Below are 14,997 nucleotides of genomic sequence, written 5' to 3'. Positions count from 1 at the left end.
GCCCCGATCGAGTCGCGTCACTCGTCTTTCGCCACCAGCGACTCGTTGGCCTGTCTGTCGAGGGCCATCGCGACGACCAGCGAGAGACAGCCGAAGACGAACGTCAGGAGACTCACGTCGGATCGCAGAACTGGCGGCGTCTCGTCTCCGTCTCGGGTGCCCGGAAGCAGCGACCGAACGCCGCCGAGCAGTGCCCCGAGGAGGCCGCCGATCGACGCGATCGCCCCGAGACCGTAAAACACGATCAGTGGATGGAAATCGTAGCCGAGGTGTCGCACACCGAGTCGCCACCAGAAGTTTCGCAACAGCATCCACGAGACCCGTTTGATGAACGTGGGATACGTAATGCTCGACTCCTCGTTGCCGTACCGGGCGGGCATCGGTACGTCCGCAATCCGTATTTTGGCGGCACTGAGTTTCACCAGCAGATCGTTTGGATAGCCGTAATACTCGTAGAGTCCCTCGATATCGACGCGGCGCAAGGCTTCGAGCGAAATCGCCGTGTAGCCGTTCTGCGGATCGGACATACGCCAGTAGCCGGAAGCGATCCGCGTTAGCATCGTCAGTATCGTGTTTCCGAGCAGTCGGAATCGGGGCATTCCCCTGCGGAACTCGCCGGAGTGTAAGCGATTCCCCTTCGTGTACTCAGCCCGACCCTCGACGATGGGATCGAGAAACCGCGGCAGAATGTCGGGGTCCATCTGCCCGTCGCCGGCGATCACCGTCGTGATGTCGATCTCGTCTTCGCGCGCGTGGCGGTACCCGGTCTTGATAGCGCCCCCGACGCCGCGGTTCGTCTCGTGGCGAATCGGGACGATGCGCCGATCGAATTTCGACTCCGCTTCAGTGGCGATCGACGACCCGGTCCCGTCGGCGACCGTCGCCCGTTCGTTTTCCCGCGCGGCGGCGCGTCGGATTTCGCTCCAGGTGTCGTCGGTCGACCGGTCGTCGACGACGTACGCGCGATCGACGTACGCCGGGAGCGTCTCGATCACCTCGCCCACGAACCCCGACTCGTTGTAGGCAGGGACGACGACGCCGATCGAGTGGTCTCGATACACGTCACTCACCCCCCGTCCCGAGCGTGTACCAGCGGTGCTCGTCCGGGAGCGCCGCCCGATCGAGTGCGTCTCGACCGTCGATGACGATCAGCGCCCCATCTCCCTGCTCCCCGCCCCGAGATTCGAGTTCGTCCCACCGGATCGTCTCGAACTCCTCGTGTGGGGTAACGAGAACGACGCCATCGAACGGCCGATCGTAGATTTCCTCGAGTTCGAGCGACGTCAGCCCGCGAGCCTCGAACTCCTCGACAGATTCGAGGATCGGATCGACGCCGTAGACCTCGGCGCCGGCGGCTGCCAGTTCCTCGGTGATCGCGAGTGAGGGGGACGCACGAATCTCTTCGACGCCGGGGCGGTACGTCAATCCGAGCAGCAGGATCGATCGATCCGCGAGCGACGATCGGGCCGGCCCCAGTTCCTCGCGGAGTGTGGCGACGGTGTACGCCGGCATCGCGTCGTTGACCTCCCGTGCCGTACGCAACAGTGGAGCGTCGGTCTCGAACGGGCTGATGACGAAGTAGGGATAGAACGGGATGCAGTGGCCGCCGACGCCGGGGCCGGGGTCGTGGATGTCACAGAACGGCTGGGTGTTCGCGACGTCGATCGCCTCGCGAACGTCGATTCCGAACTCGTCTGTGAACGTCGCCAGTTCGTTGGCCAGCGCGATGTTGACGTCGCGGTACAGCCCCTCGAACACCTTCACCGCCTCCGCCGTGGTCGCATCTGAAACCGCGATCACGCCAGCCTCGGTGATCGTCTCGTAGATTGCCTCGGCGACGTGCGTGCTGTCGTCGGAGACACCGCCGACGACTTTCGGATACGCGCCGCGGATGTCCTCGATCGCGCGTCCGCTCGAGGTTCGTTCGGGACAGAACGCCAGCCGAAACGCCTCCGGCGACAGCCCCGACGCCTGGGCGAGCGCTGGTCGAATCCGGTCTACGGTTGTCCGCGGCGGGACGGTACATTCGATCAGCACCGTATCGCCGGGGTCGAGGCCCGCCCCGATCTCTTCGATGGCGGCGTCGAGTACGGCGAGATCAGGCTCGCGATCGTCGGTGATCGGCGTGGGGACGATCACGACGTGAATCGCGGCGGCGGTGGCGGCTTCCTTCGGACTGGTCGTCGCTTCGAGCGCGCCGTCGGCGACGGTCTCGGCGACGAGGTCGTCCAGGCCGGGCTCTCGTTTGACGTGTGAGTCGCCCGCGTTGACTGCGGAGACGACGCGCGGATCGACGTCCGCACCGACGACGTTTCCCGTTCGCTCCGCGAACACCGCCGCAAGCGGTAGCCCCATTTTCCCCAGGCCGTACACCGCGACGGGGAAGGATCCGTTCAACAGGGCCTCCTGCAGTTCCGCGACATCGCCAGAGAGGCGATCAGTTCCGCCCGACTTGCCGTCGCGATCGGCTTCGCTCTCGACGCGCTGGCCAGAACGGTGCTGATCAGTCATCGGCGGCCTCCGTTACTCGGGTGTCGATTGCTGGTCCCGCCGTTCTCGATTCGGCGGGCGATTTCGAGCGCCGCAAGCCCGTCGTCGATCGTCACTTTTGGCGCTTCGTTCGAGGCGACCGCCTCGAGAAACGAGACGAGTTCGTTGCGGAGCGGTTCCTCGTTGGGAATGTGTGGTCGCTCGACGAGACTCTCGTGTCTGAATCGAACGTCGCCGTTTTGTGCGACGTACTCCGGAACCGACTGGCGGTGGATCTCGATCGACTGATCGAGGAAGTCCAGTTCGATCAGTCCCTCTTCGGCGGTCACTTCCAGGGTTCGAACTTTTCGCTGCGTGAGCCGGCTCGCGGTCAGCGACGCCATCCTGTCGGACTCGAAGGTGAACAACGACGAGACGTGGCGGTTGTCGGCCACTCCCGTGCTCTGGACCCGGATCGGCTCCGCACCGAGGAGCGAACAGACGAGATCGATATCGTGGATCATCAGGTCGAGGACCGCGGTGTCCGCGATACGGCGATCCGGAGGCGGTCCGAGGCGTCGAGAGGTCATATTGATCACGGAGAACTCGTCGAGGATGGACTCGAGCGTGCTCACGGCAGGGTTGAACCGTTCGACGTGACCGACCTGTACCGGCACCTCCTGATCGGCCGCGATCGCTTTCAGCTTCTTTCCCTCTTCGAGCGTTTCGACGACGGGTTTCTCGATGAGCGTCGCGACGCTGGCATCTAGACACCGCGTCGCCATCTCGAAGTGTGAAAACGTCGGGGCGGCGATCGACACCGCGTCGACGGATTCGAGCAACGCATCGAGGTTCAGCACGGAGGCGTCGTGGCGTCGTGCGACGTCCCGTGCGCGCTCCTCGTCGACGTCGAACACGCCGACGAGGTTCGCCTCGGAGAGACCGTCGTACACTCGCGCGTGGTGTTCGCCCATCGAACCGACACCGATGACGCCGACGTCGATGCAATCTTCAGCCCGCATACGAACCGATCACCTCCACGAGACGGTCGCGGTCGTCGGCGTCGATGTTCGGGTGAACCGGCAGGGATAGCACCTCCGCGGACGCCCGTTCTGCGACCGGTGCGGTGTGCGTGACGTTGCTGTAGGCCGGCTGTTCGTGAATCGGTCTGGGGTAGTAGATGCCGGTCCCGATGTCGTGTGCGTCGAGGTATCCGGCCAACGCCGTACGGTCCTCCGCTCGGAGCGTGTACTGGTGGTAGACGTGTCGGCTGTGGGCGGGTTCAACTGGTACCGTCAGATTCGTCTCGGACAGCGAGTCCGTGAGGACGGCCGCGTTCTCTCTGCGGCGATCGATAAACGCGGGCAATCGCTCGAGCTGGACGCGCCCGATCGCGGCGGCAAGGTTGGTCAGCCGGAAGTTGTGGCCGACGGTTTCGTGCGTGTAGCCGTCGACGCGGCCGTGATCGACGAACCGGGTGGCGCGCTCGGCAACGTCCGCTCGGTCGGTGGTGATCATCCCGCCCTCCCCGGTCGTCATATTCTTCGTCGGGTAAAAGGAGAAACACGCCGCGTCGCCAAAGGAGCCGACGCGGTCGCCGCGGTAGGTTCCGCCGTGGGCTTGCGCGCAATCTTCGATCAGCGGGATGGAGAGATCCTCCGCAACCGCCTCGAATGCGTCCATTTCCGCCGGCAGCCCGTAGAGGTGAACGACGAGAATCGCGTCGACCGACTCTTCGATCGCGGCCTCGCGCGCCTGCGCGGGATCAAGATTGTACGTGGCGGGATCGATATCGGCGAACACCGGCTCTGCGCCGACGTGTCGAATCGCGTTCGCCGTCGCGACGAACGAAAACGGCGTGGTGAGCACGCGATCGCCGGCTCCGATGTCGAGGGCGACGAGTGCCGCGTGCAGCGCCGTCGTTCCGTTCGAGGTCGCGACGCCGTGGTCGGTGTCACAGTAGTCAGCGAATTCGCGTTCGAAGGCCCGAACCTCCTCACCGTCAGCGATCATTCCGCTTTCGATGACCGATGTGACCCGCTCGGTTTCGGCTTCGCCGAGGTCGGGGCTTGCGATCGGGATCATCGCTCGTCGGTCCCCCCGTCGATTACGGCGTCGGTTCCGCCGAGAACGTCGTCACTGATCTCGGACCGCCTGCGACCCATCGCCCCCCTTTCCGCCGACAACCGGTCGCCGATAACCGCGTCGTTGCCGATCGATCCGGGTCTGTCGGTCGCCACGAAACCGACGACGGGTCTTCCCGTCTCCGTTCGACAGTCGCGTCCGTTCTGGCTCGGTATCGGTAGTCCGTTAATTGATACGTACACGTCCATCTTCTCTGAGTATCGGAGATGAATCGGAAAAGACGCAGAGACCGTTCCACCGATTAATGTACTCGAAAGCAGCCCCACGACGAGGTGGCTCGACGGGTCGATCGAACGGTAGCGGGACGACAATCTCGATGCGTCACGACGGGACGGGGTCGGCCCTTGGCGCCTGATCCGACGTCGGTGGTGGACGGCGTCCTCCCCTGCTTCCGGGACCGCCACGGCGAGACGGTGGTGGGCTATCGTGAGACCCGTCCGTGGGGTTCTTACTCGCTGTGGGGGTTCTGCTCGCCGTCCTGTCTTCGGTCCGTCTCTCGTGGTGGGGTTTCGGACGGAATGATCGTCTGGAAGAAGACACCGCAGGAGACCGTCTTCTGTAATAGAATTTTTCCAGCCCTACTATTAAATATTTGTAACTGAAGTACCGATACATGAACCCAGAGTGGACGCGGACAGCGGCGAGTCCGAAGCAACGCCGTGGCGGCGAGCCGAGTGCGTGTTCCCGTTCATTGAACGGCTTCGAGACGTAACCAGCGATCGACCGGCGGCGAAGGACCGTCTAGCGTACTGACAACGTGCCTGTGTCACTGGAGTATCTATGCCACCAAATAATCACGACGGTGAAACGGAGACGGAAGCGATGGTGAACGATGCCGGGGACGGGGACTCCGGGGTGTGGGCCGCCCTGGCAGAACGGCCGGGGGCTGGGGCTGAAGAGCGCTACGAGACTGTTGTGGGATCGGCATCTACCGGCACGTACAATCGGGTCGCCGCCGGGCTTGCGCTCCTCGGGATCGTCGCTGCGACAGGGGGAGTGATTTTCTCCGCACAACGGGGGCTGCTCTTTGCGTTCGCCGCGACCGGGCTGTTCGGCGGCGTCCTCGCCTACGCGCTGTTCGACGATCGGTTCGTGCCGGCGATCGTTCCCGCACACATCTACACCGCGGCCGCCGCCAACGAGGCCGCGATCGTCACCGAACTCGCGACGGAGGACGACCCCGTCTACGTTCCGAACGAAGCGACGCAGTCGGCCAAACTCGTCGTTCCGCGACGAGTCGCCCCCAACCGGCACGACGGACAGCCATCCCCGGTTTCAGCGCCGATCGACACCCAGAACCTCGTCTTCGAGCCACTGGGTGCCGGGCTCTTCGAACAGTGTAAGCGGGCTCTCGTCTCCGATCTTGCATCGAGGCCAGTTGCGCTCACGATGCAGCTTACGGACGGTCTCGTCGAGCAGTTCGGACTGGTCCAGGTCGAGACGACCGACGTCGACCCGGACGCCGGTCGCGCATCGATTACCGTTACCGACAGCGCCCTCGGTTCGATCGATCGGTTCGACCACCCCGTCGCGTCCTTCCTGGCGGTCGGCTACGCCGTCGGACTCGGCCGATCGATCGGAGTTGAAATTACGGGTGACGAGGAAAGAGGTGAATGGACGGTTACGTGTCGATGGCGTGGTGACGGGAGTCACTGAGTAATCCGCTGAGACCGACGGTGGCCACAGGACATGGTTCAATTACCCCCTCAGTTTTTTTCGTCGTTTCGTCAAATGTAGAGTCTGAGTAACAATGACTCGGTCTCCTCTATAAAAGCATCCCTCAGTTATGGAGATCAAAGAGTTTACTCTTTCAGAATGGGCGGACGCACTTCCGGACACCGGATTCGACGTTTTTCATACCCAAGACGCTTTGCGCGTTCTCAACCGCTATGAACCGGGTGAGTTGCGGCTTTTCGGTGGATATCGAGGCGAAAAACTGGCTGGCATGCTCCCAGTGTTCGTTCGAGAGCTACCATTTGCGACCGTCACTGTCTCACCGCCACCGGGGACGAGCGTCCATAGAATGGGACCGATCCTGATGACGTCGAGTCCAAAGCGAAGCAAACAGGAGAAGGTAAACAAGGCGTTCACAGAAGCGGTTCTCGAATCGATGGATTCGAGTAAGACATTTTCTCCGTTCTGGATGGTCTGTGATCCAACGTATTCCGACCCACGACCCTACGAGTGGGAAGGGTACGACATCGATACACGCTTTGTTTATAAGATCGAACTCGAGAACCAGACCGAGGACGACGTTATTATGTCGTTCAGCAAAGACGTTCGCAAAAACATTCGAGACGCTGAGAAGTCAGATGTCGAGATACGGAAACGGGGTATTGAGGCTGCCGGACAGATCTACGATAAGTATCGTGACCGACTAGCAGAACAAGACATTCACTTCTCGACCTCGCGAAACTACGTCCAGGACCTCGTTGCTGAACTCGACGATCGTGCTCGAGTGTATGCCATCGAGAATCCGGATGGTGAGCTTCTCGGTGGAGAAATAGTTCTCTACTCTAACGAAGTGGCGTACGCGTGGATCGGTGGAATGGCGGTATACTACGACGACGTGAATATAAACAGTTTGATGGACTGGCAAGTTATCAAGGATATCCTGACAGACCCATCTCTGAACTCCGTTCACCAGTACGATCTAGGCAACGCAAATATCGAACACCTCTCGCAGTACAAGAGCAAATACAATCCCGACCTCGTTCCACATTACGAGGTCAAATCGGGAGCAGTGACGACATTCGCAAAACGAACCTACCAGATAGTCTCACAAAACCAAACGTTTGATCGACTAATTAATCGGTGACCCGATATCGTGAGCGCACGACGTTCTGGATGCCACACACCACGATATCTCTGAGCGGGTATGTGAGGATTATGAGCGCTACGTACTACGATCTGTTCGTCTCTCAAATTACGAACGCCAGTCGCTCTCCCCCACTTTCTCTATTGGCTATATCTACGTATCAAATCGGTGCTCAGGCACACTAAAATAGTAATACAGACATACTTTGTTCATACTAATTTGTAGTAAAATCAATTAATTTGATACGTAGGTATAGCCACTTCCTCGCGCCTGTACGAACTCGCTAACAATGACCTGGTTTCGGCAACCGATACTATCCCTACTATGGAGATAGAAGAATTCACACTGACAGAATGGGAGAACGCACTCCCGGATACGGGGTTCGAGGTGTTTCATACTAAAAATGCACTCGAGATTCTCAACCAGTATGAGCGAGGGGAACTACGCCTGTTCGGGGGATATCGGGGCGAAAAACTGGTCGGGATGCTCCCAATATTTGTTCGGAAGTTGCCCGTCGCAAACGTCATCACTGCGCCACCTCCCGGGTTGAGCGTGCCCAGAATGGGACCGATCCTGATGACGTCGAGTCCAAAGCGAAGCAAACAGGAGAAGGTAAACAAGGCGTTCACAGAAGCGGTTCTCGAATCGATGGATTCGAGTAAGCAATTCATGCTGTTCGGGATGGTATGTAGTCCGTCATACTCGGACCCGCGGCCTTACAAATGGGAAGGTTTCGATATAGATACTAGATTCACATATCAAATAAGTTTCGAAGGTCAGACCGAAGAGGATGTCCGTATGTCGTTCAGTAGTAACGCCCGACGAGCAATCAGGGACGCCGAAGAACTCGGTATTGAGGTAGAAAAGAAGGGCACTGAGGCAGCGATAAAAGTTCATGATGATTATCGGGACCGTCTAGCGGAACAAGGCATCCACTTTGGGACGCCGCGAAACTACACACGTGACCTCGTGGCTGCTCTCGACGATCGCGCACGGGTATATGTCGCCAAAACACCGGAGGGGAAATTGCTTGGCGGTCGTATAGTGCTATACTCTAACGAAACGGCATACTTCTGGATAGGAGGGGCACCCGCATATTACGAGGGCGTAAGTGCTAATAATCTGATAGACTGGGAAATCATTACAGATATTTTCACTGATCCGGCCTTGGATTCCATCACCCGATATGATTTGGGAAACGCGAACATCGAACACCTCTCACGGTACAAGAGTAAGTACGACCCCGAACTCGTTCCCCACTACGAAATCAGATCAGGAGCCTTGATGAAACTCGCAAAGCAAACGTACCTGACGGTCACGCAAAATCCGGCTTTCGGTCGACTGACCGGCGATTAGGGCCGTATTTTGCGGTCGCGGGCCTCCAGTCTCTACGCTCGGAGGCTACAGTCGATTGAGGATTCGCTCTGCGGTTCTGGATTTCGCTTCGTCCGACACTCGGCCCTCCTCGGGAAGTGGGGGGTGTGGCGTCTCCCAGTTCCACCTGCCGACCGCCGTGACGTGCGAGGGGAGATATCCAACCCGGTAGGTGACCACCGCTCCGGCGGCTTCGAAGCCGAGTGAAACCATCAAAAAGCGGGAGACGTTGTCAGTATCGGCGTCGATAGAGATCGACGCGTCCGGATCGCGCTGGTACACCCGCCGGAGTCGCTCCGCGAGCAGGAACTTGTGCCAGCCCTGCCGTCTGTACGCCGGGTTCGTCTCGTCGCCGAACAGCCAGTCCAAATCGAGATCGCCGATCCAGCCGGGGAGATGCACCGGAACGGAGTCCGTTTCCGGCGTCGAGAGCCAACCGTAGGTGAGTCACTCCCCATCGCGGTGGGCGATCAATCCATCGTATCCCGCCTCCAGCAGGTTTTCGAACGTGTCTTTTCGACGGTCTGAGCCCAGTAGCCGGTCTACCAGTTCGGTGGTGACCCAATCGATCGAGAGTGGGTCACTCGGGGGCGAGACCTGCGGCGGGTCGGCGGCGTATCGGTACACCACCGAATCCGTCCGCACGTTGTCGACGGTCTAGCGGACGAACGCAATGCCCGGACACCGGGCGTGACCGCGCGAGCGCTTCGCCAGCCTGGTGAGGTCGACGACCCTCATCAACCCGCCTCGCTGTGGAGTTGTCCTCCCGTCTCGCCGTTGCGCCTGCGTCCGTGTACGCACCGTTTCGCGCCCGATCGATCGCGTCGTGTCGTCACCACGGAAGCACCTCCGGTGGCACGATCACGAGGATCCGCCGGAAGCTGATCACCGCGAATCCGAGGAGTCCGAGCACGATACCGACTCGAACAGTGCGGCGCCAGGCTGGCGAGACTGTTTTCGGACCGGTCAGCTCGGCCACAACCAGAAAGATGAGAAGCGTGCCCACGAAAAACAGTTCGACCGAAAGGGCACCCAGTAGCGAGAGCACGAGCGTCATCACGATCGTGGCGGCTACGTGACCGGTCACGAACTGGACGCGTCGATGAGTCATCATCGCTCCCGCGTTACGACGAGACCGGAAGTAAAACCAGCCTACCGTCCGCTCGGTATTCTCGGTCAAATTTCAGGTATTCTCGGATTGTGCCGTCGGGGACTCGACGGCGCGATCGATCAGGCTGTCGTTTCGCCGCGACCGACGAACGCTCGAACCGACTCGAGCGGCGGCAATCCGTCGCGATACCAGACGACGGAGGCGATGACGAACGCCGCGAGTTGCGTCCACAGGTACAGTTGACGGACCGTTTCGCTGGACCCGTACGCGTCGTAAGCGGACTGCTCGACGAGCGGCCAGAACAGAAACGCAGCGCCCGACGGATCGCCAACCACAACGCCGGGCGGAATATCCAGCAGGAGGTGTGAAACGTGGCCAATTCCGAACGCGACGACGACATCGATGCGATCGAACCGGACCGCGATGACGGATGCGACGGTGAGAAGAGCCACTGCGGTAAATACGGAGTGTGTGAGGGTCCGGCCGCCGGGAAGAACGCCGAAGTGCCAGCCCAGCGGTTTGTCGATCAGATCGGGAAACTGCGAGCCTACCACGAGGGCGACCGCCGGAAGGCTTCGGGGCGGCCGTCCATACCGGGCGCGGGCGAACAGCGTATACAGGAGATAGGCGATACCGAGGTGGCCCCAGGGCATCATCGGGTTCTGGCCTCCCCGAGATGACCACTCCACGAGAGATGGTCGCGGCGGGAATCGATCTTCCGCGAGAGATGGTCGCGGCGGCATCGATTCGCCGGACGAAACGGCGCTCTCTCAGGTTGCGGCCCGATCGAGTTCGGGTTCAAATCGATACCCTGCTCCGGAGGTGCGGTCCGATGTACTCGGTGGCTTTCGGCGGTAGTTTGCCCCAGATCGATTTGTACAGGTCGTTTCCGTCGTCAGGGTCGGGCGGATTCTCGATGCCGCCCGGCGCGTAGTAGTGGTCGACCAACTCGACGGGGTCACCGATACTCTTTTTGTACTGATAGACGCCGGTGTCTGCTCTCGTTCGGCCCAGATCGAACGTCGAGAACCCTCGCTCACAGGCGTCGGATATCGCCTCCCAGAGCAACAGACTGCCGCCGTTTAGGTTGCGATACTCGTAATCGGAGACGCCAGTCCAGTATATCGCGGTGTTCCCGTGGAAAAACGCCGTGACGCCGTTTACCGGGTGGCCGCTCTCGTCGTAAGCGAGGTACAACTCGAAGCGATCGCGCTCCCCGAGCAACCGATCGACGTTCCGGAACAGCTGCCGGGAGTACGGCGGCGTCCCGTAGTAGTGCATGTTGTCGATGTACATGTCATAATACGCTGCAAATGCTTCCTCGTCGAACCCGCGCTCGACGCGCAGGTCGTTCTTTCTGGCCTTCCGGACGCCGCGTCGGAACCGAGAGCTGACGGTCTCCCAGGCCTCGTCGGCTCCGTCTCGGAGATCGACTTCGAACGTGACGAAATCGGCAGTCGACGTATAGTCCGGGTCGTCGATCGCTCCATCGTATCCCCGGATGCTCGCTTGCTCCGCGTTCAACTCGTCAGTGAGCGTTTTCACGTCCGTCAGGAGGCGTCGTCTGTGCTCGTCCGGATCGGCAGCGTCCTCTCGGACCAGCACCGAGCCGTAGGGTGCGTAGGGCATGGAAACGAGTTTTCTGCCGAACAGTCGGCTCGGGTTGTACATCAGCGGGACGCCAGCTACCAGTTCGCCGTCGGACTCGATTCCGAGGTAGTACCGTCGGTGGCCGAACTCCTCGCAGACGGTACCCCACTCCCAGGTGCCGTAGACCGTCTCGGCGTGGTCGTGCAGGTCCGCCCACTGCTCTCGTGACTCTACTCGAATCGATCGATCGATCGCGTTGATTGCGTTCATGGATGTCGTGTGTCTCCTCTCCGTTCGTGCCGATTCCCGCCGCCGCTCTCGGCGCGTGTTCGCTCGTCGTCGCTCGTCATCGTTCTCGAATTCTCGACTCCGGTCTGCGCTCACCGTACCGATCCGCGATCGCTCCGCAGGTCGTGAGCCGGCTTGCCGAAACCGTCTCGAGCAGTCTGCGGATGCGTCGCTCCGCGGGTTCGCCCTTGAACGCCCAGTAAGCCGGCCGTCGTCGGACGTTTCCGACCTTCGGAAACGATCGTCTGGCGATGTCCATCGGGTGGAAATAGAACACGGTGTCGCCGTCACTGAGACTCTGTTCTATCCCTGCCTGAACGAGTCGGCGGCCAAAAAACCGGATCGTCGGCCCGCCTGCGGTTGGAAGCGCGACCACCGAGAGATCGTAGTTCGGCCACGGAATTTCGACGAACGCGCCGTCGCCGCCGGGCGTCAACTGCCCCGGACGTGGGCTGTACGGGCTCGTGCCGACCCCGTCGAGGGACTGATCCGTCTTGTTGTACAGCGAGTTCCGCGCGACGGAAGAGTCGTACTCGAACCCGACCTCCCGCAACACGTCGAGAACCCAGCCGCCGATATAGACGTTCGGGGCGCGAAAGCCCCGTACCCGCTGACCCGAGGCATCTTCCAGCAGCCGTTTTGCCCGTTCGAGGCGTTCGCGATACTCCTCGCGGGTAAAGCGCGGTTCCTTCGTCTCGGGATGAATGATGCACTCGTGGTGTAACCCGTGACACTCGATTTCGTGGCCGCGGGCGGCGATCTCTTCGACCAGTCCGGGATACGTCTCGACGATCCCGGCGACGACGAAGAACGTCGCGGTCAGGTCGTAGTCGTCGAGGAGGTCGAGCGTCCGGTATGTCGGGCGCGTGAGGTAGTCGTACTCGCCCGTCCAGTCCTCGAAGAAGTCCTGAACGGTGTCGTACCGGGCAAACGGCGAGCCGGTGACTGCGGGGACGTGATACCAGTCTTCGAGATCGATCGACAGCGCCAGCTCGTTGGGTGTTCCACCGGATCTCCCGAGCACGTGACGACTACGCATACATCTCGACCCCGTCGATTCGCCGCGATCGATTGCCTCCGGTTCGCGCTGCGGTGCTCTCGTCGTCGGTCCCGTTACGCTCGTCGTCGGCCCTGCACTTCACACCGGACTGAAGCGCCACTCGCTCGGACGCGAATCGGGGGACGATAGCGCGTCGCTCCGGAGTCGGTCGCTCGTGTGATTCATCTCGAACGTCTGTGGGTCGGTCTATCCAGTTCATCGGTTACTCGAGCGTCTCGCGGCACTCGCGAGAGCGACAGTTCGAGTCCGGTCGCTGGCCAGCGGTGCCGGCTCGCGTGGTACCCGCAGGGAGTGGAACTGATAGCATAAACGGCACATACCGTTAGTCGGATTAATCACGCACTTCGCAGCCGTAACGTTCGTCGTGCGATACCGTTCGAGAGACCGATCGATCCGACGGGAACGACCGGATTCCGACCCCGATCGTCAATCCGCCGGTGATCTCAGCGTGCGGGAGAAAGTCACCGAAATCGCTGGAATCGTATAAGTGACCCCCGTCCGAACGAGTAGCCGAATGCGCAGACGCCACCTTCTTGCGCTCGGAGCCGCGTCCGTAGCCGCGGTGAGCGGCTGTTCAATGCCCGAAGAACGAGAAGAGCCGGTGGACGAGGTCGACGTTCGGGGCGATCCGGACGTGGTCGTTCTCGAGTCCGAAGCAGACTACGTCGCCTACAAGGACGGGACGGAGTTCACTCGTGACACCAACGGCGAACCGGTTCTTCAATCTGCGATCGACGCGTGTCCCCAGGGCGGTGTCGTCTTCGGGTCCGGCGCTCTGGGCGTAACCGATTCGTCGATTCGACTCGACGACGGCAAAACCCTTCTCGGGGATTTGACGCTCCAAAACGAGTTACCCCAGGCACCGTGTCTCTCGATACTGGGATCTCACAGCGGGACGCGGGAACTGACTCGAGACGCATCCAGCGGTGATCTGTCGATCGAACTCGTGGACGCGTCCCCGGTCACGCCCGGCGACTCTATTATCCTCGAACGGGACGAGGAGTTCCACCCGGAGAGTAACGGAAACAGGGGTGAGCTTCACCAGGTGAACGAGGTCGACGACGCGACCGGCGAGGTCACGTTTTACCAGCCCCTGTACTTCGACTACCCGATCGATGACGCCGCCAGAGCGGAACACATCGATCCGACATCCGCGCACGTTGAGGAGATTACGATCGAGGGGAACGGGTCTGAAAACGGGCAACACGGGATCGCAATCAGGCGGGCGACCGACTCCAGCGTAACCGGCGTCACGATCACTCGCTGTGGAACGCGCGGCGTCTTCGTTTCGGAATCGTACAACGTCCACGTCACCGACGCGAACATCACCCACGCCAACAGGTCCGGAATCGGGTACGGGGTCGCGTTTAGTAACGGCGTCGCTCACTGTAGCGTTTCCGACTGCGACATTCGGGAGTGTCGACACTGCGTGGCACACGACTCGGGACCGGACTGGTTCGGCGCGCCGCGGGAGACGACGATCCAGAATAACTACCTCGTTTCGGGGAAAGAACAACCGATCGACGCACACGAGAACGTCATTTCGACGGCCTGGCGGAACAACGAAGTGCACACCCACACACAGGCGTTTCTCACTGGTGCACTCGAGACGGAGATTACCGACAACGTCGCCTACGGCGGCGGTGCGCTCGCAGATCGCGGAAACAATGACGCACGGACGCTGGTCGTCGACGGCAACGAGTTCGTCGAGACCGAACGCATCCATCTCTACAACTTCTCGAACGTCCGATCGCTCACGATAACCGACAATACGCTCGAAAACGTCGGCGGCGACCCGATCTACATCGAAGTCGACTGCGATCGCGTCACCCTGACCAACAACCTCCTTACGCACGACCCCGAAACCGAGACGGGCGACAGATACGCGATCCAGTTTACTCGACCGATCGGTGATGCGACGATCGAAGAAAACAGCGTTCGGGGACCGTGGGACGACGTGTACTCCGTTCCTACCCAGTCCGAAATCACGGCGACGGGGAACTCGATCACGACCGAATGACTGAGAATGATCGGACACGATAACGCGGGTATTCGGGAACGATAACCCAGATTCGGTGCGGTGTCCCGACTCCGCTGGTCGCGATCCGCCGCCGTCAGCCGCTCCGAGATTGTTCTCTTCCC

The 14,997-nt window shown here is 60.8% G+C and carries 14 protein-coding genes; 4 read left to right on the top strand and 10 right to left on the bottom strand.

Annotated elements, in window-relative coordinates; translation table 11 throughout:
- Positions 1-17: 17 nt before the first annotated feature.
- Genes AC6I6L_RS13795 through AC6I6L_RS13775 form a run of 5 tightly spaced genes read right to left on the bottom strand, consistent with a single transcriptional unit; the run spans position 18 to position 4,709 of the window.
- A complete protein-coding gene (locus tag AC6I6L_RS13795) occupies positions 18-1,061 on the bottom strand; it encodes a glycosyltransferase family 2 protein (protein WP_497918346.1) in 1,044 nt (347 codons plus the stop codon).
- A gap of 1 nt (position 1,062) precedes the next feature.
- The gene (locus tag AC6I6L_RS13790) at positions 1,063-2,511 is read right to left on the bottom strand and encodes a nucleotide sugar dehydrogenase (protein ID WP_497918345.1); all 1,449 of its coding nucleotides are present in this window, start codon (positions 2,509-2,511) and stop codon (positions 1,063-1,065) included.
- Positions 2,508-3,491: a Gfo/Idh/MocA family oxidoreductase gene (locus AC6I6L_RS13785; protein ID WP_497918344.1), complete on the bottom strand. Its 984-nt coding sequence runs from the start codon at positions 3,489-3,491 to the stop codon at positions 2,508-2,510. Before AC6I6L_RS13785 ends, AC6I6L_RS13790 begins: the two co-directional genes overlap by 4 nt.
- On the bottom strand, positions 3,481-4,554 hold the full coding sequence (locus AC6I6L_RS13780; protein WP_497918343.1) for a DegT/DnrJ/EryC1/StrS family aminotransferase: 1,074 nt from the start codon (positions 4,552-4,554) through the stop codon (positions 3,481-3,483). The genes AC6I6L_RS13785 and AC6I6L_RS13780 overlap by 11 nt, the downstream gene beginning before the upstream one ends.
- The gene (locus tag AC6I6L_RS13775) at positions 4,551-4,709 is read right to left on the bottom strand and encodes a hypothetical protein (protein WP_497918342.1); all 159 of its coding nucleotides are present in this window, start codon (positions 4,707-4,709) and stop codon (positions 4,551-4,553) included. The genes AC6I6L_RS13780 and AC6I6L_RS13775 overlap by 4 nt, the downstream gene beginning before the upstream one ends.
- Positions 4,710-5,394: 685 nt before the next feature.
- Between AC6I6L_RS13775 and AC6I6L_RS13770 the strand changes: the two genes are divergently transcribed.
- From AC6I6L_RS13770 to AC6I6L_RS13760, 3 genes are all read left to right on the top strand, one after another.
- Positions 5,395-6,270, top strand: a complete 876-nt coding sequence (locus AC6I6L_RS13770; protein ID WP_497918341.1) for a DUF7982 domain-containing protein — start codon at positions 5,395-5,397, stop codon at positions 6,268-6,270.
- Positions 6,271-6,400: 130 nt separating this feature from the next.
- Positions 6,401-7,432 carry a GNAT family N-acetyltransferase gene (locus tag AC6I6L_RS13765; protein ID WP_497918340.1) on the top strand — a complete coding sequence of 344 codons (1,032 nt, stop codon included), beginning with the start codon at positions 6,401-6,403 and terminating at the stop codon, positions 7,430-7,432.
- A 324-nt stretch (positions 7,433-7,756) separates the two neighbouring features.
- Positions 7,757-8,788, top strand: coding sequence for a GNAT family N-acetyltransferase (locus tag AC6I6L_RS13760; protein WP_497918339.1), 1,032 nt, complete (start codon positions 7,757-7,759; stop codon positions 8,786-8,788).
- Positions 8,789-8,833: 45 nt separating this feature from the next.
- On the opposite strand, the gene AC6I6L_RS13755 is transcribed toward AC6I6L_RS13760, so the two are convergent.
- The 5 genes from AC6I6L_RS13755 to AC6I6L_RS13735 all read right to left on the bottom strand — a co-directional run bounded on the left by AC6I6L_RS13755 (position 8,834) and on the right by AC6I6L_RS13735 (position 12,834).
- Positions 8,834-9,208: a hypothetical protein gene (locus AC6I6L_RS13755; protein WP_497918338.1), complete on the bottom strand. Its 375-nt coding sequence runs from the start codon at positions 9,206-9,208 to the stop codon at positions 8,834-8,836.
- 430 nt (positions 9,209-9,638) lie between these two features.
- A complete protein-coding gene (locus tag AC6I6L_RS13750; protein ID WP_497918337.1) occupies positions 9,639-9,917 on the bottom strand; it encodes a DUF8044 family membrane protein in 279 nt (92 codons plus the stop codon).
- 119 nt (positions 9,918-10,036) lie between these two features.
- Entirely contained in the window at positions 10,037-10,573 is a 537-nt protein-coding gene (locus AC6I6L_RS13745) for a metal-dependent hydrolase (RefSeq protein WP_497918336.1), read from the bottom strand.
- A 142-nt stretch (positions 10,574-10,715) separates the two neighbouring features.
- Positions 10,716-11,777 carry a lipid II:glycine glycyltransferase FemX gene (locus AC6I6L_RS13740; protein WP_497918335.1) on the bottom strand — a complete coding sequence of 354 codons (1,062 nt, stop codon included), beginning with the start codon at positions 11,775-11,777 and terminating at the stop codon, positions 10,716-10,718.
- Positions 11,778-11,853: 76 nt separating this feature from the next.
- Positions 11,854-12,834, bottom strand: a complete 981-nt coding sequence (locus AC6I6L_RS13735) for a polysaccharide deacetylase family protein (protein ID WP_497918334.1) — start codon at positions 12,832-12,834, stop codon at positions 11,854-11,856.
- A gap of 535 nt (positions 12,835-13,369) precedes the next feature.
- On the opposite strand from AC6I6L_RS13735, the gene AC6I6L_RS13730 reads away from it, so the two are divergent.
- A complete protein-coding gene (locus tag AC6I6L_RS13730) occupies positions 13,370-14,875 on the top strand; it encodes a right-handed parallel beta-helix repeat-containing protein (RefSeq protein WP_497918333.1) in 1,506 nt (501 codons plus the stop codon).
- The last annotated feature ends 122 nt before the right edge of the window (positions 14,876-14,997 follow it).

The organism is Halosolutus sp. DAT137 (assembly GCF_059736405.1).
This window is presented reverse-complemented; position numbering and strand designations above follow the sequence as displayed.

Bases quoted from the DNA above. Each gene is read 5' to 3' on its own strand.
- AC6I6L_RS13785 (WP_497918344.1), bottom strand. From the start codon at position 3,491: ATGCGGGCTGAAGATTGCATCGACGTCGGCGTCATCGGTGTCGGTTCG.
- AC6I6L_RS13750 (WP_497918337.1), bottom strand. From the start codon at position 9,917: ATGACTCATCGACGCGTCCAGTTCGTGACCGGTCACGTAGCCGCCACG.
- AC6I6L_RS13790 (WP_497918345.1), bottom strand. From the start codon at position 2,511: ATGACTGATCAGCACCGTTCTGGCCAGCGCGTCGAGAGCGAAGCCGAT.
- AC6I6L_RS13740 (WP_497918335.1), bottom strand. From the start codon at position 11,777: ATGAACGCAATCAACGCGATCGATCGATCGATTCGAGTAGAGTCACGA.
- AC6I6L_RS13735 (WP_497918334.1), bottom strand. From the start codon at position 12,834: ATGCGTAGTCGTCACGTGCTCGGGAGATCCGGTGGAACACCCAACGAG.
- AC6I6L_RS13745 (WP_497918336.1), bottom strand. From the start codon at position 10,573: ATGATGCCCTGGGGCCACCTCGGTATCGCCTATCTCCTGTATACGCTG.
- AC6I6L_RS13780 (WP_497918343.1), bottom strand. From the start codon at position 4,554: ATGATCCCGATCGCAAGCCCCGACCTCGGCGAAGCCGAAACCGAGCGG.
- AC6I6L_RS13730 (WP_497918333.1), top strand. From the start codon at position 13,370: ATGCGCAGACGCCACCTTCTTGCGCTCGGAGCCGCGTCCGTAGCCGCG.
- AC6I6L_RS13765 (WP_497918340.1), top strand. From the start codon at position 6,401: ATGGAGATCAAAGAGTTTACTCTTTCAGAATGGGCGGACGCACTTCCG.
- AC6I6L_RS13770 (WP_497918341.1), top strand. From the start codon at position 5,395: ATGCCACCAAATAATCACGACGGTGAAACGGAGACGGAAGCGATGGTG.
- AC6I6L_RS13760 (WP_497918339.1), top strand. From the start codon at position 7,757: ATGGAGATAGAAGAATTCACACTGACAGAATGGGAGAACGCACTCCCG.